19 protein-coding genes and 1 tRNA gene are annotated in these 18,949 nt (G+C 39.5%); 15 read left to right on the top strand and 5 right to left on the bottom strand.

Features of this window, described 5'->3' with window-relative positions:
• Positions 1-165: 165 nt before the first annotated feature.
• Positions 166-384, bottom strand: a complete 219-nt coding sequence (locus RMY32_RS30225; protein ID WP_409884343.1) for a hypothetical protein — start codon at positions 382-384, stop codon at positions 166-168.
• 418 nt (positions 385-802) lie between these two features.
• On the opposite strand from RMY32_RS30225, the gene RMY32_RS30220 reads away from it, so the two are divergent.
• From RMY32_RS30220 to RMY32_RS30170, 11 genes are all read left to right on the top strand, one after another.
• A complete protein-coding gene (locus RMY32_RS30220) occupies positions 803-1,939 on the top strand; it encodes a M23 family metallopeptidase (protein ID WP_409884341.1) in 1,137 nt (378 codons plus the stop codon).
• 2 nt (positions 1,940-1,941) lie between these two features.
• On the top strand, positions 1,942-2,679 hold the full coding sequence (locus RMY32_RS30215; RefSeq protein ID WP_322713895.1) for a phage baseplate assembly protein V: 738 nt from the start codon (positions 1,942-1,944) through the stop codon (positions 2,677-2,679).
• Between the two features lie 38 nt (positions 2,680-2,717).
• Entirely contained in the window at positions 2,718-3,062 is a 345-nt protein-coding gene (locus tag RMY32_RS30210) for a hypothetical protein (protein WP_322713894.1), read from the top strand.
• Between the two features lie 220 nt (positions 3,063-3,282).
• A complete protein-coding gene (locus RMY32_RS30205; RefSeq protein WP_322713893.1) occupies positions 3,283-3,963 on the top strand; it encodes a GIY-YIG nuclease family protein in 681 nt (226 codons plus the stop codon).
• A complete protein-coding gene (locus RMY32_RS30200) occupies positions 3,960-5,147 on the top strand; it encodes a baseplate J/gp47 family protein (protein ID WP_322713892.1) in 1,188 nt (395 codons plus the stop codon). Before RMY32_RS30205 ends, RMY32_RS30200 begins: the two co-directional genes overlap by 4 nt.
• Entirely contained in the window at positions 5,147-5,707 is a 561-nt protein-coding gene (locus tag RMY32_RS30195; protein ID WP_322713891.1) for a phage tail protein, read from the top strand. Before RMY32_RS30200 ends, RMY32_RS30195 begins: the two co-directional genes overlap by 1 nt.
• A gap of 13 nt (positions 5,708-5,720) precedes the next feature.
• On the top strand, positions 5,721-7,022 hold the full coding sequence (locus RMY32_RS30190; protein WP_322713890.1) for a hypothetical protein: 1,302 nt from the start codon (positions 5,721-5,723) through the stop codon (positions 7,020-7,022).
• A gap of 26 nt (positions 7,023-7,048) precedes the next feature.
• A complete protein-coding gene (locus RMY32_RS30185) occupies positions 7,049-8,197 on the top strand; it encodes a tail fiber protein (RefSeq protein ID WP_322713889.1) in 1,149 nt (382 codons plus the stop codon).
• A 56-nt stretch (positions 8,198-8,253) separates the two neighbouring features.
• Positions 8,254-10,596 carry a hypothetical protein gene (locus RMY32_RS30180; RefSeq protein ID WP_322713888.1) on the top strand — a complete coding sequence of 781 codons (2,343 nt, stop codon included), beginning with the start codon at positions 8,254-8,256 and terminating at the stop codon, positions 10,594-10,596.
• A 17-nt stretch (positions 10,597-10,613) separates the two neighbouring features.
• Entirely contained in the window at positions 10,614-10,979 is a 366-nt protein-coding gene (locus tag RMY32_RS30175) for a hypothetical protein (RefSeq protein WP_322713887.1), read from the top strand.
• Positions 10,980-11,040: 61 nt separating this feature from the next.
• Entirely contained in the window at positions 11,041-11,472 is a 432-nt protein-coding gene (locus RMY32_RS30170; RefSeq protein ID WP_322713886.1) for a hypothetical protein, read from the top strand.
• Positions 11,473-11,596: 124 nt separating this feature from the next.
• Here RMY32_RS30170 and RMY32_RS30165 read toward each other — a convergent pair whose 3' ends face one another.
• The 4 genes from RMY32_RS30165 to RMY32_RS30150 all read right to left on the bottom strand — a co-directional run bounded on the left by RMY32_RS30165 (position 11,597) and on the right by RMY32_RS30150 (position 13,335).
• A complete protein-coding gene (locus RMY32_RS30165; RefSeq protein ID WP_322713885.1) occupies positions 11,597-11,977 on the bottom strand; it encodes a hypothetical protein in 381 nt (126 codons plus the stop codon).
• Between the two features lie 171 nt (positions 11,978-12,148).
• Positions 12,149-12,220, bottom strand: a tRNA-Val gene (locus RMY32_RS30160).
• Positions 12,221-12,546: 326 nt separating this feature from the next.
• Positions 12,547-13,035, bottom strand: a complete 489-nt coding sequence (locus RMY32_RS30155) for a DUF1499 domain-containing protein (RefSeq protein WP_322713884.1) — start codon at positions 13,033-13,035, stop codon at positions 12,547-12,549.
• Positions 13,036-13,095: 60 nt separating this feature from the next.
• Positions 13,096-13,335 carry a hypothetical protein gene (locus RMY32_RS30150; protein WP_322713883.1) on the bottom strand — a complete coding sequence of 80 codons (240 nt, stop codon included), beginning with the start codon at positions 13,333-13,335 and terminating at the stop codon, positions 13,096-13,098.
• A 24-nt stretch (positions 13,336-13,359) separates the two neighbouring features.
• On the opposite strand from RMY32_RS30150, the gene RMY32_RS30145 reads away from it, so the two are divergent.
• The 4 genes from RMY32_RS30145 (at position 13,360) to zwf (ending at position 18,909) form a co-directional block, all read left to right on the top strand.
• Positions 13,360-13,623 (top strand): hypothetical protein, encoded by a 264-nt coding sequence (locus RMY32_RS30145; protein WP_322674816.1) that lies wholly within the window; start codon positions 13,360-13,362, stop codon positions 13,621-13,623.
• Between the two features lie 846 nt (positions 13,624-14,469).
• The gene (fbp, locus tag RMY32_RS30140) at positions 14,470-15,519 is read left to right on the top strand and encodes a class 1 fructose-bisphosphatase (RefSeq protein WP_194043026.1); all 1,050 of its coding nucleotides are present in this window, start codon (positions 14,470-14,472) and stop codon (positions 15,517-15,519) included.
• A gap of 525 nt (positions 15,520-16,044) precedes the next feature.
• Positions 16,045-17,190, top strand: coding sequence for a transaldolase (gene tal / locus RMY32_RS30135; protein ID WP_322713882.1), 1,146 nt, complete (start codon positions 16,045-16,047; stop codon positions 17,188-17,190).
• 189 nt (positions 17,191-17,379) lie between these two features.
• Positions 17,380-18,909 (top strand): glucose-6-phosphate dehydrogenase, encoded by a 1,530-nt coding sequence (zwf, locus tag RMY32_RS30130; protein ID WP_322696431.1) that lies wholly within the window; start codon positions 17,380-17,382, stop codon positions 18,907-18,909.
• The last annotated feature ends 40 nt before the right edge of the window (positions 18,910-18,949 follow it).

The raw sequence follows: 18,949 nt of genomic DNA, 5'->3' as shown, positions 1-18,949 counted from the left end.
AATCTAATTCAGTATTTGTATTTTTGAGTTAATTGAGGTGGCGGTTGCGCGACGTGCAACCGCCACTTCGTCCTGAACGAGCGCACGACTATTCAAGTGCAAAGTACCCACAGCTTGATAACCCGCAACTTGGGTTATTAGAACTCTCAAGGAACAAACAGGGGCTTATGCTTTTGAAATACATTGTGATGAACCTGCTGGTAGATCAGGTGTAATTCCAGGTGGTAAATATGACCTTAGTGGTAAGTCTCTATCTGTAATAGACGTTGCCTTAGCTAATGAATTTGGTTCATATTCTTTTACCCATAGACAAGCTTTAAGCGCACCTAGTAGAGGAATAACTCTATTAGAAATAACTAACCTTGAGGCTGGCTTAACTTCCATAACTCAAGCTGCTGTTACCTCTGGTAATTACCAAACTTTAAATGATACTTTACTACCCATTGCTCTGAAGATAATTAAAGCCCTTGATAGCGCCACCTCTGGAGTAACACCCGCTAATAATGTTGCATCCTCAGTAGCTGCTTCTCAGTCACCTACTACTCAAGTTACCCCAATTGCTAAGACCCTAGCAGGTGCCCAAATTACAGTTGAGATGGGTTATGGGGGTAAAGCGATCGCAGCTTATAGCTTCATTCATACTGGACTTAAGTTTTCTCTATTTGAACCTGATGCCCTTGAGTTTACTGGAACTGCCGCTACTGTTGTTTTAATTCAAATAGTTAGGAATACTGTTTACACCAATTTGACTTTTAAAAAGATAGCTCAAAAGATTACTTCCAATTATGGAATGAAACTTGAGATGCCTGAAGATGGCCCTCTGTATACTAGGTTCCCTCAAAGAGGAATCACAGATTATGAGGCACTATTAATTGAAGCTAGAAGAATTGGTTATAGAGTTCACTGTGTTGGCCCAACATTATATATAGGGCCGCGTAAGGGTTTAAAAGCTGACCAGAATGTTTTTGTATGTGAGTATGGCACAAACATGGGTGGCACATTTACTGTCTCCCACCAAGCTCAAACTTCCAGTTCAGGAGGCGCAAGGTCATCTAAACCAGGTGAGACTACTTCAGTTGGTGAGCGTAAGTTTGAAGTTGACCCTGACACTGGAGCTATAGTTCAGAAGAAAAAGGAAAATGTTGTTGGCACAGGTGGAGATAGCTTACCATCCACAACAGGAGCTATAAGCCCTATCCCTGCCCCTACAACTACAGGGGCTACCGATACTGCTGATAGTCAGAGAGTAAGTGATGAAAACAGAATTAAAGGTATCATAGCCCAAACTGAATTCCCTACTACTCCTGAAGTTTTAACACTTGACCCTGACACCCTATTTCAAACTAAAGGTGTTAGTAAGTTCCTTGATAGAATGTGGGTAATTGATACTATTACCCATACATACTCTGGAGGAAGTTTTGTTAGTAGAGCTACATGCTATTCTCCTCTGAAAAACAAGTCTGCTAGTAGCGATATTCCTTCAGTTAAGTCAATAGAAAATCCAGTTATTAGTAATGGTGCAAATTCAGGGTCTAACAATTATATTATTCCTGCACATGGCACCTTTACTTCCCCATATGGTATGAGAACTCTTAATGGGGTTACTAAACTTCATAAAGGGATTGATATTGCTAATAGTGCTGGAACTCCAATTCAAGCTGCTGCTGATGGGACTATATCTTCTGCGGGAAATGCAAACGATGGTTATGGCAACAAAGTAATCATTGACCATGCAAATAATGAACAAACTGTTTATGCTCATACTAGTAAGATTCTAGTCAGTAATGGTCAGCAAGTTAAACAAGGTCAAGTAATTGCATTAATGGGAAATACGGGTCATTCCTTTGGGAACCATTTGCATTTTGAAATTAGGGTAACAGGTACCCCAATTGATCCAGGCTTAAGAGTAAAACTACCCAAAAAAGGAGATCCAATCTAATTATGAATAATATATTTGAAATACTAAATCAAAGTAGGTTAGCAAACCAAATTGCTCTTGATCAACAAGGTAGGATACCTTACCCAACTTTGGCGGCTGTAACCACAAATATTGACCCACTAAATAAAAGACGAATTAAAGTATCATTACCCTCCTCACCTTCTTTAGAGAGTGATTGGATTAGAAGACTAGACATTGCCCCTGGAGTAGATGCTAACCTACCTCCAATCAACTCAACAGTATTAATTTTATTTGTAGATGGCCTAGAGAGTAACGGGTATTACCTCCCTATAATTAATGACACTAACCCGCCTAAAGACAAAGAAGATGTAGTTAATGATTATTACTCATCTATTCCTGGAGATAGAAACGTTTCAGTAAGTGGAACTGACACTTTAAATGTAAGTGATGAAGTGGCTATTAACTCTGAAAAAAGTATAACTTCTACAGCTACAGAAGATGTTAAAGCTTACTCTAAAAGAAATATTTTTATGCAAGCTCTACAGGCTATTACTTTAAGTGCCGCCCAATATGTGTTACTGCAAGCAGGTACTTGGAGTTTTAAATTATTTAGCAATGGAACCTCGCAAATGTCAGGTGGGATATTAACTATTGATTGCGGTGGCCAGGGTGTACACTTCACCAACTGTTCCACTATGTCAATTAATGGTAAAGAAATCTGCACCATAGATGCAACTGACAGTAGAGGTGATCACATCACAACAAAAGGCTGGAGCTAACTATTGGGACATCTATATATATTAGATAACAGAAATTTATGATAACTCAAGGTATTAATTTTCCTCTTACTATTGACCCAGTGAGAGGAAATCTTGTTGTGGCTAGTGAAGCTGATTTAATTAAAGGGCACATCCTTAGTTGGCTTCAAACTGAAACTAATGAAAGGGTAATGGTTCCTAATTATGGGAGAACTGATTTTCTATTTACTAGTATTTCAAATATTAACCTGATCACTTCTGAATTTAAAACAGGGTTAGAAAAATATATTCCTGACGCTGAATTTGAAGTTGATGGATCAATCAATGACCAAGGTGAAGCTGTAATCTTAGTGTATTGGTCGTATGGAGAACTTGAACAAAATCCTATAAAAATAACTATTTAAATATGGCTGACATTATATTAAACCAAGCTATTAGAATTGGGACAGTTTGTATTAGTAGGAGATGTAATACTTTACTAATACAAACTATGAAAGATTCCAACATTATATTTAGGGTTAGTTCTACTAAAAAGGAAGAATGGATTAAGTTAGCTGAAACTGAAAACTTATCTTTATCAGCCTACATTATTTCTATTATGAATCAGTACGTAAGGGGTTTAAAATGACCTACACTACTGCTGAACTTAACCAGACAGGTATTTATGCGATTATTAATAGAGACAATGGTAAGGCTTATATAGGAAGTACTGCTGAAAGTTTTAGAAAAAGGTGGAATAAGCATAAAGCTAGTCTCAGATTGTGTAAACACCACTCTCCTGTACTACAGAAGGCTTGGAATAAGTACACTGAGTTTAGGTTTGAATTCAGAATTCTTGAGGTAGTACCAAAAGAAGAGTTTACAGATAACAAATATCTAACAGATATTGAGCAAGTTTATTTAGATACTTATAACCCTGAGTACAATATCCTTAAGATTGCTGGAAGCTGTTTAGGTAGGAAACATGGTGAGGAGGCTAAGGTCAAACTAAGCCAATCTATGAAGGGTAAAACTCCCTGGAATATAGGTATTCCTCGTACTGATGAGGTTAAAGAAAAGCTAAGACAAGCTAACTTAGGTAAGGGGCAAATCCACGCTCTTAATACCCCTGCTGCTAAAGCTAAATCCATAGAAAGTCGTATCAGTAAATTAGAAGAACATACCTTAATATCCCCAGAGGAAGTGGAGTATACCTTTAAAAGTATAAGAGCTTTCTGCAAGGTGTGGAATCTACAACAGAGTCATGTCACTCAGTTATTAAAAGGAAAGCAGAAAGTTCATAAAGGTTGGAGAGTAAAAATATGAGTGATTCAATAGTTCTAACTTCGATAACTTTAGACCCACGTGATGAGACAGAGCTTGTAGAACAAGCTAAATTAAAAGTCTACAACGCCTCTGGTGGCTTATTAAATGACTTCACAGAGAATTCCCCAGTTGCAGCTTTAATACAAGGTCAAGCCTTTGCTGGGGCTGAATTACTTTACTATATAAATCAATTACCTTTAGCTTTAGTAATTGACTTTCTTAAGATTACTGGGGTTACTCGTAGTTCTGGAACCAAAGCTAAAACCACATTAACATTCAGTATTAGCTCCCCCCAAAGTGTTATATTCACAATTCCTGAAGGGTTTGAAGTAGTTGATAGTAATGGTAAACTTTCATTCTTCACTGATGCCCCTTTGGTAATTCCTGCTGGATTAATTTCAGGTAGTGTAACTGCTACTGCTGAGGAAGTGGGTTCTGAGTACAATATCTCCGCATACTCTATTACTGGAATAACTCAACCATTAACTTACCTTGCTGGTGTTACTAATATTGAAGCTGCTTCAGGTGGCTCAGATTTAGAAAGTGAGGCTTCTGCTATTAATAGGGCACTTACTCAAATTAGACTTAGAAATTTAGTTTCTGCTAGTGATTATGAACAAGCTGCTGAAGCTTTATTAGGTGAAGGTTCAGTCTGTAAAGCTATAGGTTTACTTGCTGGGGATAAGACTACTAGAGAATTAGGTGCAGTTCACTTATTTCTCCTAAACTCAAATGGTGAACCTGCAAATGATGCCCAAATTAATTATGTTAAATCTCAGTTGTCAAATAGAATTCAACTAGGTACCAGCCTCTATGCTAGCCCTATAGAGTTACTACCTATTAGCGCAGAATTACAATATAATTTAGCTCCTGGTGTTGACCCAGAAGACGCTTTTGATATTTTATGGGAAGCATATCAAGATTACTTAAACCCTAGTTATTACCCATTAAGCAAAGACATATTATTTTTTGAAGTTGGTTACGCTCTAAGGAACACAGGTGTAATTGTAGATGGAGGTACCCTAAGTATAAATGGAACTCCTTCAAATATTCCCATACCAAATGATTATACGTTACCTTACCCTTATTCCCTATTCATGCAATTAGTAGATAAGAATGGCGTAGTGTATGAAGCCCTGCGTGGGGAAGGTGAATCGTTCACTGAGTCAGGGGGATTTGTATAATGCAAACTTCTGAATCTTGGGCTACTAATAAACCTATACATAGTAGATTACCTGAGTGTTATCAGACTAATGAAATTACTGAATGGCTCACAGGTTATTTTGATGAATTACTGGTAGGAACTAAAGTAAAAGTTGATGACTTACCCAGGCAGCTAAATCCGCTATTGTGTGACCCAGAATGGTTAGATTTTTTAGCACCTTTAACTGGGTTTACAGGAGATTATTGGGATAAAACCTGGGTAACCCAAACTAAAAGATTATTGATATCTAATTCATACACTAATATCTGGCCCAATAAGGGGTCTAAAGAGGTGTTAAGCCTAGTATTAGATTGCTTTGATATACGACACTTTATAACTTCCAGAGGTAACTTTATTATAGGTACTTCCACTACTGGAGACCCATTAGGCACTAGTGCTTGGGAATATATTATCTATTTACCCAATGCCTATAAATATGGGGATAAATTTAAGTTAACTCAAAAGCTTAATTCATTATATGGGCCTTGTTGGTGCAGTACTGAAATTATATTTAATGACGCTTATATTCCTGAATTTTAAATAATATAAATAAATGACTCAAATAGTAGGAACACTAAAAGATTCTGCTGGGAATGGTATTACAGGTAAACTTATTGTGGTGCTAGCTGGTACTCTAATTGATGAGGCTACTTCCCCAGATACAATCTATCTACCTCAATCATACACATTTTCCATAACAGCAGGTGCCGTTGATATAACCCTGCCACAATCTGAAACTTCAAGAATTACTTATAACTTTCAATTCTTTAAAACTGCTACAGATGGATCATTAATTGAACCAGCGTTAATTAATTTTAATGCAATGGTTCCTAATGTTAGTCCAGTTCAATTTGCATCACTAGTCCCTACTGGGATTACAAATGATGTTTTAGACACAGGTGCTTTGCGTACTGCTAGGCTCATAGCTAGTACACCAGCGCTTGCTCAAAGTATTGGTGGGCCATTTCCGCAAGGTGCATATAACCCCACTACTACCTACAAGTTTAGAGATTTAGTAACTTACCTGAACAGAACTTATATCTCAAAAGATTTAAATCCTATCACAGGGGTAGTACCAACTAATACAGCTAGTTGGATGGTTATACCAGTTGAACCTAATGGTTCCCTCATATTAGCGGATGACACCCCTTATAGTTCTGCTTGGAATGGTTCAGGTAAAGCTGCTTCTCAAGATGCAGTTTATGACCAAATGGAAGAGGTCAAATCTGATGTTGCATTAAAAGCAAACTTGATTTCTCCTATCTTTACAGGGGATGTAATTGTACCAAACCAAACTTTAGGAGATGCTTCAACTAAGGCGGCTAATACTAATTTTGTTGCAGCAGCTTTAGCACTTAAATCTAATTTAGCTTCACCTACTTTTACTGGTACTCCCACAGTTCCCACAGCTTCAGTTTCTGATAACAGTACTCAAGTGGCTAGTACTGCTTTTGTCAAAAATAGTACTGTTAGGTTTAGTACTAATTTAGCTTCGGCTAGTATTTTAGGTAATAACACTTCTGTTAATACTTTATCTTTAACTTCTGCATTAGGAAGTAATACATACCGCTTTGCTGTTATTAAAGCAAGATTAAGTACTAGTGGTTTTGGAAAATCAGTAGCTATTTTAACTAGTATTTTAAAAAATAATGCTGGGGGTCAAATTGAAGCAAGTCTTAATCCAATAAATAATTCTGGGTATTTAGATAATAATAGCGTTTTTATTACTAGTATTTGTCCAGGAACTTTCACTGGTAATTACACTTTTTCATTATGGCTTACTGTTAATGCTGCTGTTACTACAGATGTTTATACCATCTCTGCTTTAAGTATAGAAGTATTATTTTTTGCTTAAAACATAAATATTATTAATTAAAATATATGACTAGAGTTATCCTCCAAAATGGAGATATTTTTACTGCTGAAATTGCCAATGCAATTGCTAATCCTATAGTAGATGGTGCTGACTTTCTAGGTCATGGCCCCAAGGTTTTAGATGACTATTTAGATGATACACCAGGTCAAATTAAATCAAATTTCTATACTTTTTATAATCGCCTAAAAGTTAGCCACACATCAGGGTTAACTTTTTCTTATTTAGGTGGAGTAGTTTTGTTATCTGATAGTACCTTAGTTAGTATTAACCCTGGTTCAATTAATTTACCAGATAATGTTACCAGGTATATATATGTTGGTTCTGATGGAACTGTACAAGCTGCCTCTAGCTTACCTAATATTAGTTTTCCTCTAGCTAAAGTAACTACTGCCTCTGGAACTCTATCTGGGAGCATCATTGATTTAAGAGATAAACTAGTTGACAGATTAGGCCCATCTGATATTCCTGTCACCCAATTAATTCCACCTGGGGCAATGATGGACTTTGGGGGAACAGTATTACCTTCTGGTTGGTTGTGGCAAGATGGTTCGTATTATGCCCCTTCTACTTACCCAGCTCTGTTTGCTGCAATTGGTTACTCTTATGGTCAATCTGGTGTTAATTTCAAAGTTCCAGATTGCAGAGGTAGGGTATCTGTAGGAGCAGGTACAGGTTCAGGGTTAACTAATCGTACACTGGGACAAACAGGAGGATTAGAGGGTGTTGTTTTAAATTTAGCCCAAATACCTTCTCACACTCATGGAATAAATGACCCTGGGCATAGTCACTCAGTTAATGAATCTGCTCACTCTCACACAGTAAATGACCCAGGACATGCTCATACTATTTATGACCCAGGTCATGCCCATAGTTTAAGACCCTATAGGGGATACAACGAAGGAAATGGTACTAGAGGGGATGGGGCAGAATTAACTCAGGTTGCTGGCGGAAGTAACTTCTACCCTAATACCCAAATTAGTGGGACTGGAATTAGTATTTATGGTACTTTCACAGGTATTTCACTTATAGGTATAAAAACTAATGTTAGCCTGAATGCTTCCACTTCTGGTATCAGTGTTAATGCTCAAGGTGGTGGCGGTTCACATGAAAATATGCAACCCTGGTTAGCCGTTAATAAGATTATTAAATATTAAAAATTTAAGGTTCACTTTATTAATTTAGAGTGAACTTTTTTATTCATACAATAAATATGCCAACTCAAAGAATTATTAAATCTACATTCATTGGGCTAAATAATGAACCCCTAAGAAATGCTGTCGTTCAAGTAATTCACATGCAGGGTAATACTATTGATAATATAGAATACCCTCAAGTTACTAAAAACTTTATCACCGATAGAGAAGGTAAAATCAACTTTATTCTCTGGTGTAATGAAGAAGGTGAACGCTCATCTTTCTACAGGTTTGTATTACCAGGTGGAGAAACTTTTGATGCTACTGTACCTGTAGGAACCTCTGACTTAGAACTCTCTGTGCTGCGGGAAGGTGGAGCTGATTCCTCTGATCCTCAACATCAATCTTTAATAACCTATATATTAAGCCAAGCTGGTGTAAATCTAGCAACTAATACTGTAGCTGGTAAAGTGAGAACTAATACCAATTCTACTGACCCAGTTGTTTATCTCAAATCTGAAGTGGATACTCTTATAGCAAGTGTATCAGGGGCTGACTTAACTAACTATTATACTAAACCCCAAAGTGACACTTTTTTAAGTGCTAAGGCTAATCAGTCTACCACATACACAAAAACAGAAGTTGATGGATTAGTAACCCCTAAAGCTAATTCTAGTGATGTCTACACTAAAACTCAAACTGATACTTTAATTTCAGGGACTACTTCTACTGGAAGTAATGTTGGAGTTGGTGGGGTAGGGGTTTATAAACAAAAGACTGGTAGTAACTTAGAATTCAAAAGCATTAATGCTGGCTCATCTAAAATAACAGTTACTAATGATGCTGCAAATAATGAAATTGATGTAGATTTAGTTGAAGCTAATTTGACCCTCAATAACCTCTCAGGTACTCTTTCTGTAGCTAAAGGTGGAACAGGTAGCACAAGTGCTTCTGCTGCACTGACGGCCCTTGGAGCGGCCTCTACTACATCATTAACTTCTCACACTAGTAATACAAGTAATCCTCACTCAGTAACTGCTGCACAGGTTGGTGCTATTCCTACTACAGATAAAGGAATTGCTTTAGGGGTTGCTACTTTGGATAGTGGTGCTAAGATTCCTGATACTCAAATACCTGATGCCATCACAAGGGATACTGAACTTACTGCGGGTTTAGCTACTAAAGCTGATGCATCCACCACTTATACTAAAACAGAAACTAATACTCTTCTAACTGCTAAAGCTAATCAAAGTACAACCTATACTAAAACTGAAGTTGATAGCTTAGTCGCTGCTTCTGACACTCTAGTTGAGTTAACTGATGTAGTTATTTCTTCACCTTCAAATACTCAAGTTCTAGCTTACAATTCTTCTACTTCTAAATGGACTAACCAAACCATTTCTGCTGGTGGTACTGGTGAAACTAACACTGCATCAAATGTCGGTGTAGGTGGGGTAGGAGTCTATAAACAGAAAACTGGAGCTAATTTAGAGTTTAAGAATATTAATGCTGGTTCATCTAAAATATTTATTACAAATGATACTGCTAACTCTGAAATAGATATTGATATAAATGAAGCTAATTTGACTCTAGGAAACCTAGCAGGTACACTTGCGATCGCAAAAGGGGGAACTGGGTCTACTACTGCTTCTGCTGCCCTCACTGCCCTTGGAGCTGCTTCCAGTTCATCTTTAACCACGCATACCAGTGACACTAGTAATCCTCATGGAACTACTGCTGCTCAAGTGGGTAATACTACAGCTCAGTGGAATGCTAACAAAATTCAAGGTGTAGCAATATCTTCTACTGCTCCAACCAATACTCAAACTTTGGTTTATAACTCCGCTACTAGTAGTTATGAACCAAGTAATAGGATAGGAGATCACCCAGGTTATAGGAGTGGTTTATGGTATAGCGCAATGTCACTAACTGATGGGTTAACCGCTATCACCACAGCTTCTACAGCAAATACTATTAGTTATCATCCTTTCAGTATTACTAAGCCAATAACTATTAGTAAGATGTCAATAAACCAAGTCACTACTACTACTGGACTGTTTAGATTTGGAGTCTATTCTAATAATTCTACAACCTTTTTACCTGATACATTATTGATTCAAACTGTAGAATTAAATGCTGCTGGTACTTTAGAAAGAGGGGATACTGTATCTTATACTTTTAACCCTGGCTGGTATTGGTTTGCTATTACTTCTAATGTGTCCCTATCTATTAGTGGAGAGACCGCTTTAGCTTCAATTACATATTATTTAGGTAGAGTCACCTTTGGCGTTTATAACTTGGTATATGGGTATAGAAATCCTTTGAGTTATTCTTCTGGCAGCCTACCTACTACGGCACCACTTGATACTTTAACTGAAATTACTGCTGGTTTACCATTTTTATTCTTTAGAACTGCTTAAATAATAAGGACTATATTATGAGTATTTTACAAGGTCAGGACAATGATTACTGTTATGAAATTGATGAATTTGATAACTATAAAGTTTACCCAATAGATTGCGCTTTGGTAGTTTACCCTCCCCTTAGAGTTGCTACTTTACCTCCTCAAGAATGGATTGATTATGCTCTAGGTGAGTATTGGGCACTCCTTAGAATGAATGCTAATAAAGCAGAATGGGAAGCTTTAGAGATTAGCAGTACTGACTATTATTCATTGTATCCAGAAAGAGACCCCGCTTCTGTAGAAGGCGCGGCTGAACAAGCTCAGTATGTATTAGATAATCAACCTACTGATATTCAAGCTTTTGTAGACTTTATTAGAACTACAGAGTTAGGAATCTAACATAACTTGCCCCTTAATTGGGGCTTATTTTTTTGTAAATTTATAAAATCACCCCAACAAAATGACTCAGCCCACAGACAAACCACAAATTGTTAAAGAAATTAATTATATTAAAATGACACAACAAGTAGAAAAATCTCAAATTTCTAAAGAAATCAATTATATTAATCTAAATCCTGATACCCAATCTAAAATAGTTGACCAAATACTAGCCCAAAGCATGGGCGTGGGGTTAGGAATTATTGTGACCCTTCTCAGCTTAGTGGTACTAGCCCGATGGTTAGGGTTAAATGCTCTTATCACAAAATGGATGGAAAAGCTAGAATCAGATTCTCAATCTTTTAGGTCACTAGCCAATAGTGTACAAAATATGTCTGTAGACTCAAAGACTCACCATAATAAGTATGTAGAAGACCACACTAAAATTATTGAGGAAGTCAGAGAAGTAAGAGAAATCACTAAAGAAATCTTATATAAAGTTGACAAACAATGAGTTACGTTTATTAACTGAAGGCTACTTATGCTTGGAAGATAGGAGATAACAGTAATATTTATGGTGATGATTTGTGGGGTGAACTGGAAGAGGAAGTACCTAAGTCTTCAATGTTGAGGGCTGCTTAGTTATTTTGCTTACCACAAGCTGCGAAAGCTGTTGAATGAAAAACCGCAACGGTTTCCATAAGCGCATCCTGCTCTCCTCTATGTACCCTGGCTAACATATCATCTTGAGTCTTTTTTATTTCCTTACAGTCGCAAGTTGTGAGATAACGCAACTGAAAAGCTCCAGCAGCTTCAGTAGAGGATATCCGCTCCCCTCTATCTACCTTGGCATTTACTTCATCTTTAATTTTTCTTACTTCCTCACAAGTCTTACGCGCACTTTCTCTCTGTTGATATTCCTGATAATTATTCCATATAAATGGAACAGTAATTAATAAAGCTATACCCGCAATTACCATACCTACTATTTTTTTGTCAGCGTCATCTAGTTCATTCATAATGGGTACTAAGTAAACTGTATCAAGCTTACTAAGTGAAAACTTTAGTGTCAACGACTACTCAACAATTTATATTACTTAATAAGTCTCTTAAACCTAAATGACATAAACTGACATAAGTTAGGTTTAAGAGACTGAAGCCTGTTAGCTGAAACTATTGCTCTACATAAGTGGGCGATACTGGATTTGAACCAGTGACCCCATCCGTGTGAAGGATGTGCGCTACCCCTGTGCTAATCGCCCAAGACCTTTTATATTACTATAACTTATTAAATAGCGACGTGAGTTTTGAAATGCTGCGCCTTTGCAATTGACGTTATTCTTCATCGTTCCCGTATGTCACGCAAGGACTGTCAATTATGAGTGCTGGCTCAAATGAATCGCAGAAAATGACGGTAGAACAATTAACTCCAAATTCGTCAGGATGAATGCACGTTATCGCTTCTTCCACTAAGGTATGGAAAGCACAATCATTGCAGATAGTCTGACATTTCTCCACTAAGTATAAATTTTGTAATGGTATTGCGATCGCACTTCTATCAGTTAAATAAGAATAAGTAGCGCCAAAATCAAATGTTTAAATCGCGTAGAGCCAGACGAATTTGTTCGGCTCGTCTGCGGTTGACACCGAGATCCGACTCTCCCACGCGAGATGCCGATCGCAGATGAATTACTGACTCATTAGGAGGTAAATAAAATTCTACATCATCAACAAATTTGAAGATACGGCTTTTAGAAAGAGCGTGGATGTAATTATCAGTTTGTTCTACAATTTCTGTACGCGGAACAACACTGATAACTTTTAGTAAGATTTCTCTAGCTGCATTGCGGTCTACATGATAAGGAATCGGGTCGATGGCGTGTTTTTCATCTGCGTTTTGACTAACAACACAGTTGTTTGAAGCCGGACAAGAACTAAGATGACCATTATCAACTCCCAAGCTAGAAACAGCCCAAGTAGCCCCAGGAAGTATTAAACTACTAATCAAAGTTAAAAGTATTGCTTTTGCAATACTCCGTAAGAATCGCTGCCGGAATGCTGTTAGTAGACGGGACATGATAAATTTAGCCCTTTTGTGCGGTTATTTTGAGTGAGTACTGCGAATTGCTGGTTCGCTCTACAGATTATCATCTATCCAGCCGCACTCTGAGTTTAGGCAATCCCAATGTAGCCGCGCCGACCAGTCCCTAGTGCCATTATTTTTGCCAATAACGGAATCAAGCCAAAAAAGTGACCAATAATTCAGATTTCCATTGACTACGAATCCAAAATCATTAGCAGGGGTTGCGATCGCATTCCCTGGTGATTCCAGCTTTGATTCGCTTGAATTGGCTGGTATCGGCTTTGTTGTGGCCAATGTTAGAAAGTTTGATGGTTGTAGATGAACATAGGAATAATCCAGCCTTACAGTAACGGGTTTTTAGAAGTTGTACCAGAGAGCGATTATTGGCAGATTGCAGCTATACACATCAATGGCCAAGCCTACTGTCCTACTCCTCAGCTTTATCGTTCAGAAAAAGTGGCATTAGCAAAAGCAACACAAATTTATGATTGGATAGCCGACCACGAACACCAAATCAGTGATGAGGCTTACTACTGCTCTGAATTAAAACTCATCCTATGGCAGCAACCAAAAGTATCTTAGTACAGCATTTCATTAATTCGTACCGAATTAAATTGGCAATACACGACAATGTTAATGCATGGGCTTGCATTGTTAATGCGGTGGCCGCCTTGTTAATGCATCGGCTTGTATTGTTAATGCATTGGCTTGCATTAAAAACGCTACGCTTTTACGCAAAGTTGTACTTAGTTAACCAGGCAGATTGCTTGCCTTGGGCAAATCTGATACTAGTTTCGTATTAGGGATTGCCAAGAAATAAACGATCCAATCTTGTGGGGTGGACATCTTGTCCGCCCATAACCAAGGCCTCTCGTGTCGCCCACCCCACAAGAAAAATTGTATGTTTTTTTATTTGGAAGTCCTTTAATATTTCAGAGTCAGCCTATAGTCCCTGCCGCAAATGTGGGGATTTTACAAAGAAAGGCAGAAAGCAGAAGGAAAGAAGTACTAACAAAAACTTTAATTATGGGTTATTGCCCACTAGTATAAAAAAAACTGTGTCTCCTGCCACGCATCTCGACACAAGGCATCCTTACTTCAATTCCACGTTTAAAAACGTGGGTTCCCTCCTGCCTTCTGCCTTCTGCCTTCTGCCTCCTGCCTGCTGCCTCCTGCCTCCTGCCTCCTGCCTCCTGCCTCCTGAATTTGTTGATAGTAAGCATAGGCATACCCGCGCGCTTGAGAAATTCATGTTAAGTCGAAGTAGCTAGGATCTAGGTGCAGGGGTCACTGAAGATTCATTTCTTTAGTTTATCTAAAGTCGCATCTAAGTTCTCAAATTACCTTTCTAAGATAGAAGCAGCAACTATAAGTTGCTACAGATGACTAAAACCCAATTAACAGCTAGTGGCTGCGGAGAACATAAAAATGACTAAAGCGCCAGAATCTTTAGACTTATCTGCCTACGATGCTACAGACAGAGCTTTAGATCGTGACTGTACAACTTTATCCCGTCACGTTCTCCAACAACTTCAGAGTTTTTCGCCAGATGCACAGGATTTGAGTGCGCTGATGAATCGCATCGCCCTAGCCGGAAAACTGGTGGCTCGTCGTATGAGTCGCGCCGGTTTAATGGAAGGCGTTCTCGGATTTACTGGGGAAGTTAATGTCCAAGGCGAATCCGTCAAAAAGATGGATGTTTATGCCAATGATGTATTTATCTCAGTGTTTAAGCAAAGTGGCTTAGTCTGTCGCCTCGCTTCTGAGGAAATGGAAAATCCTTACTACATCCCGGAAAATTGTCCGATTGGCCGCTATACCCTGCTGTATGACCCAATTGATGGCTCATCCAACACTGATAATAATCTCAGCTTAGGTTCCATTTTCGCCATTCGCCAACAAGAAGGAACTGATAGCGATGGGAAGGCAACTGACTTACTCGCCAACGGACGCAAGCAACTCGCTGCCGGATACATCCTATATGGACCCTGCACGATGCTGGTTTATACTATAGGTAAGGGCGTTCATTCCTTTGTTCTCGATCCCAGCTTAGGAGAGTTTATTCTCACAGAAGAAAATATTCGCATTCCTAACCACGGGTCTGTTTACAGCGTGAACGAAGGTAACTTCTGGCAGTGGGAAGAATCAATTCGAGAATACATTCGCTACGTTCATCGCACAGAAGGCTACAGCGCTCGTTATAGCGGCGCAATGGTGAGCGACATCCATAGAATTTTGGTTCAAGGCGGCGTGTTTCTCTACCCAGGCACAATTCAAAATCCAGAAGGAAAATTACGCTTGCTTTATGAAACGGCTCCTCTCGCCTTTTTGATTGAGCAAGCAGGCGGCCGTGCTACTACAGGACTAGTAAATATCTTGGATGTGGTGCCAAAAAAACTGCATCAGCGCACGCCTTTAATTATTGGTAGCAAAGAGGATGTAGCTAAGGTGGAGTCTTTTATTCAAAACGGACACTAGTGCCGCAAAGCGGAATTCAAAATTCAAAATTCAAAATTCAAAATGAATACAACGTAAGCGTTTCGTTGATTTGGAATGGTGAGGCAGTCCGGTCTTGGGGGTTCCCCCCATGAAGAACTGCTGTTAGCGTAGCGTTAGCGAGCCTGCGAGCGTCACCCGAAGGGGTAGTTTATTTACGCCGTGCTGTACTAGTGTGAGAAGACAGAGATAAAAGAAAAAAGCTTGTAAATTACGCTTTTGAACTTTTTTCGACTCAATAGTTATTTTTGCGATGCTGCACTAGAAGATTAAGACAAAAGTATCAAGGATGCATCTAGCATCTGGCATTAATTAAAAGTTAATCATGGTGATTTAGGATTAGGAATGCAAAATAGCACTTCTTGAAGATGTATTAAAGATTATCTCAGCCGGCCGATGCAATAAGTGATTGGCAACGCCACAATTCAAAAGTCACCATCAATATTTGATAGGTTTTGTCAACTTACTTAGAAACATCACTATACAGGAGTGAAACAAATTAGAGCTATGTCTACCAATCATCTACTAGAAATTAACCAATACGGTCAAAGTATCTGGATGGATAATTTGACCCGTGACATTATTCAATCAGGGGAACTGAAAGAACTGGTTGAAAATCAAGGAATCTCTGGAATTACCTCTAATCCAGCGATCTTTGAAAAAGCGATCGCTGGTAACGTTATTTATGATGCCGATATCCAAGCCGGAGTTCGGGCTAACTTACCCATAGACAAAATTTACGAATCCCTGGTTTTTGCAGATATCCGTAATGCCTGTGATATTTTACGCCCTGTTTATGAAGCCTCGAATAGATTAGATGGTTATGTGAGTATTGAAGTACCGCCAACCATTGCCCATGATACTGAAGCAACCATAACCCAAGCCCGACGTTATTTTCAAGAAATCGGTCGGGAAAATCTGATGATTAAAATTCCTGGTACAGAACATGGTTTGCCAGCAGTAGAACAGGTAATATCCGAAGGGATGAATGTTAATATTACGCTGCTGTTTTCTGTAGAAAGCTATGTAAACACAGCAATGGCTTATATTCGGGGCTTAGAAAAACGAGTGGCTGAAGGTAAAGACATCAGTAAAATTTCTTCAGTCGCTAGCTTCTTCCTCAGCCGGATCGATAGCAACATTGACGGCAAAATTGATGCTAAGTTGAAAAAAGGCGTTGATGATATTTCCGTGGAAGCAAAGCTAAAAGCTGTTAAAGGAAAAGTAGCGATCGCTAACGCTAAGATTGCGTATCAAGAATACAAGAAAATCATTAGAAGCGAGCGTTGGCAAGATTTGGCAGCAAAAGGAGCTACACAACAACGGCTACTTTGGGCTAGCACCAGCACCAAAGACCCCAACTACAGAGACGTGATGTATATCGAAGAGTTGATTGGCCATGATACCGTCAACACCGTACCACCAGCGACCATTAAAGCTTGTGCCGATCATTGTAACGTAGGCGATCGCTTAGAAACAGATTTAGATAATGCTTACACGCTGATCGAAAACCTCAAAGATCCCGACATCAACATCGATCTCGATAACGTCATGGATGAACTGTTAGTCGATGGTATTGACAAGTTTATCCAGCCCTTCCAGTCCTTGATGAACTCTTTAGAAGACAAGATCAAGGTATTGTCACCAGTGTAGGGACTAGGGACTAGGGACTAGGGATTGGGGACTAGGGACTAGGGATTGGGGACTGGGGAATGGTAAACAATTTTCCTAATACCCAGTACTCAATACCAAACTCTCAACACCAATACCCAATACCCAATACCCAGTCCCTAATACCCAGTCCCCAATCTCAAAATCTAAAACCCAAAATCCAAAATTGTTATGGTTAGTCTGCTAGAAAATCCCTTGCGCGTTGGTCTGCAACAACAACGGATGTCCGAACCCCAGATTATAGTCATTTTTGGCGCTTCTGGCGATCTCACCTGGCGCAAACTAGTGCCAGCACTTTACAAATTGCGGCGAGAACGGCGTATTCCCCCAGAAACAACCATTGTCGGTGTGGCACGTAGAGAATGGAGCCATGAGTACTTCCGCGAACAAATGCAAAAGGGGATGGAAGAAGCACATGCGGATGTTGATTTAGGGGAACTCTGGCAAGATTTCTCTCAAGGTCTGTTCTATAGTCCTGGGGATATAGACAACCCCGAAGGCTACCAAAAACTGAAAAACTTATTGAGTGAATTAGACGAAAAACGGGGCACACGAGGTAATCGTATGTTCTACCTCTCAGTTGCCCCCTCATTCTTTCCCGAAGCGATTAAGCAGCTAGGAACCGCCGGGATGCTAGAAGATCCCTACAAACATCGTCTAGTAATTGAAAAACCCTTTGGTCGGGATTTGGCTTCTGCCCAGAGTCTTAACCAAGTGGTACAGAAATATTGCAAAGAAAACCAAGTATACCGCATTGACCATTACTTGGGTAAAGAAACAGTTCAAAATTTGTTGGTGTTTCGCTTTGCGAATGCGATTTTTGAGCCGTTGTGGAATCGTCAATTTGTTGACCACGTGCAAATTACCGTGGCAGAAACCGTGGGAGTGGAAGACCGGGCTGGTTATTATGAAAGCGCCGGCGCATTGCGGGATATGTTGCAAAATCACCTCATGCAACTTTACTGCCTAACAGCGATGGAAGCGCCTAATGCAATGGATGCCGACAGCATCCGCACAGAAAAAGTGAAGGTACTCCAAGCTACTCGTTTAGCTGATGTTCAGAATCTGTCGCGGTCAGCAGTACGCGGTCAGTATAGTGCTGGCTGGATGAAGGGTCAAGCAGTGCCAGGGTATCGGACAGAACCAGGCGTTAATCCCAACTCCACCACACCGACCTACGTCGCCATGAAGTTTGTGGTAGATAACTGGCGCTGGAAAGGTGTTCCTTTCTACTTGCGTACCGGGAAGCGGATGCCGAAAAAAGTCAGTGAGATTTCGATTCACTTTCGCGAAGTTCCGTCTCGGATGTTCCAATCAGCTGCCCAACAGACAAACGCCAATATTTTGACGATGCGGATTCAGCCGAATGAAGGTATTTCCCTGCGTTTTGATGTGAAAATGCCAGGGGCAGAATTCCGTACCCGTTCCGTTGACATGGACTTTAGTTATGGTTCCTTTGGCATCCAAGCCACATCTGATGCCTACGATCGCTTATTCCTTGATTGTATGATGGGCGATCAAACATTATTCACTCGCGCGGATGAAGTAGAAGCCGCTTGGCAGGTCGTAACGCCAGCCCTTTCCGTTTGGGATGCACCCGCCGACGCCAATACTATTCCCCAGTATGAAGCTGGAACCTGGGAACCAACAGAAGCAGAATTCTTAATTAACCAGGATGGCCGCCGCTGGCGCAGACTCTAAATATTAGTCATTAGTCATTGGTCATTAGTCACTAGTAACA

The sequence above is a fragment of the Nostoc sp. ChiSLP03a genome (assembly GCF_034531215.2).
In the GTDB taxonomy this organism is placed as follows: domain Bacteria; phylum Cyanobacteriota; class Cyanobacteriia; order Cyanobacteriales; family Nostocaceae; genus Nostoc.
The sequence above is the reverse complement of the archived record's forward strand: the minus strand, read 5'-3'. Positions and strand labels throughout refer to the sequence as shown.

What these genes read in the sequence shown, in the direction of transcription:
- RMY32_RS30225 (WP_409884343.1), bottom strand. Translation starts at nt 384, where the DNA reads ATGGAAGTTAAGCCAGCCTCAAGGTTAGTTATTTCTAATAGAGTTATT.
- RMY32_RS30220 (WP_409884341.1), top strand. Translation starts at nt 803, where the DNA reads ATGCCTGAAGATGGCCCTCTGTATACTAGGTTCCCTCAAAGAGGAATC.
- RMY32_RS30215 (WP_322713895.1), top strand. Translation starts at nt 1,942, where the DNA reads ATGAATAATATATTTGAAATACTAAATCAAAGTAGGTTAGCAAACCAA.
- RMY32_RS30210 (WP_322713894.1), top strand. Translation starts at nt 2,718, where the DNA reads ATGATAACTCAAGGTATTAATTTTCCTCTTACTATTGACCCAGTGAGA.
- RMY32_RS30205 (WP_322713893.1), top strand. Translation starts at nt 3,283, where the DNA reads ATGACCTACACTACTGCTGAACTTAACCAGACAGGTATTTATGCGATT.
- RMY32_RS30200 (WP_322713892.1), top strand. Translation starts at nt 3,960, where the DNA reads ATGAGTGATTCAATAGTTCTAACTTCGATAACTTTAGACCCACGTGAT.
- RMY32_RS30195 (WP_322713891.1), top strand. Translation starts at nt 5,147, where the DNA reads ATGCAAACTTCTGAATCTTGGGCTACTAATAAACCTATACATAGTAGA.
- RMY32_RS30190 (WP_322713890.1), top strand. Translation starts at nt 5,721, where the DNA reads ATGACTCAAATAGTAGGAACACTAAAAGATTCTGCTGGGAATGGTATT.
- RMY32_RS30185 (WP_322713889.1), top strand. Translation starts at nt 7,049, where the DNA reads ATGACTAGAGTTATCCTCCAAAATGGAGATATTTTTACTGCTGAAATT.
- RMY32_RS30180 (WP_322713888.1), top strand. Translation starts at nt 8,254, where the DNA reads ATGCCAACTCAAAGAATTATTAAATCTACATTCATTGGGCTAAATAAT.
- RMY32_RS30175 (WP_322713887.1), top strand. Translation starts at nt 10,614, where the DNA reads ATGAGTATTTTACAAGGTCAGGACAATGATTACTGTTATGAAATTGAT.
- RMY32_RS30170 (WP_322713886.1), top strand. Translation starts at nt 11,041, where the DNA reads ATGACTCAGCCCACAGACAAACCACAAATTGTTAAAGAAATTAATTAT.
- RMY32_RS30165 (WP_322713885.1), bottom strand. Translation starts at nt 11,977, where the DNA reads ATGAATGAACTAGATGACGCTGACAAAAAAATAGTAGGTATGGTAATT.
- RMY32_RS30155 (WP_322713884.1), bottom strand. Translation starts at nt 13,035, where the DNA reads ATGTCCCGTCTACTAACAGCATTCCGGCAGCGATTCTTACGGAGTATT.
- RMY32_RS30145 (WP_322674816.1), top strand. Translation starts at nt 13,360, where the DNA reads ATGAACATAGGAATAATCCAGCCTTACAGTAACGGGTTTTTAGAAGTT.
- fbp (WP_194043026.1), top strand. Translation starts at nt 14,470, where the DNA reads ATGACTAAAGCGCCAGAATCTTTAGACTTATCTGCCTACGATGCTACA.
- tal (WP_322713882.1), top strand. Translation starts at nt 16,045, where the DNA reads ATGTCTACCAATCATCTACTAGAAATTAACCAATACGGTCAAAGTATC.
- zwf (WP_322696431.1), top strand. Translation starts at nt 17,380, where the DNA reads ATGGTTAGTCTGCTAGAAAATCCCTTGCGCGTTGGTCTGCAACAACAA.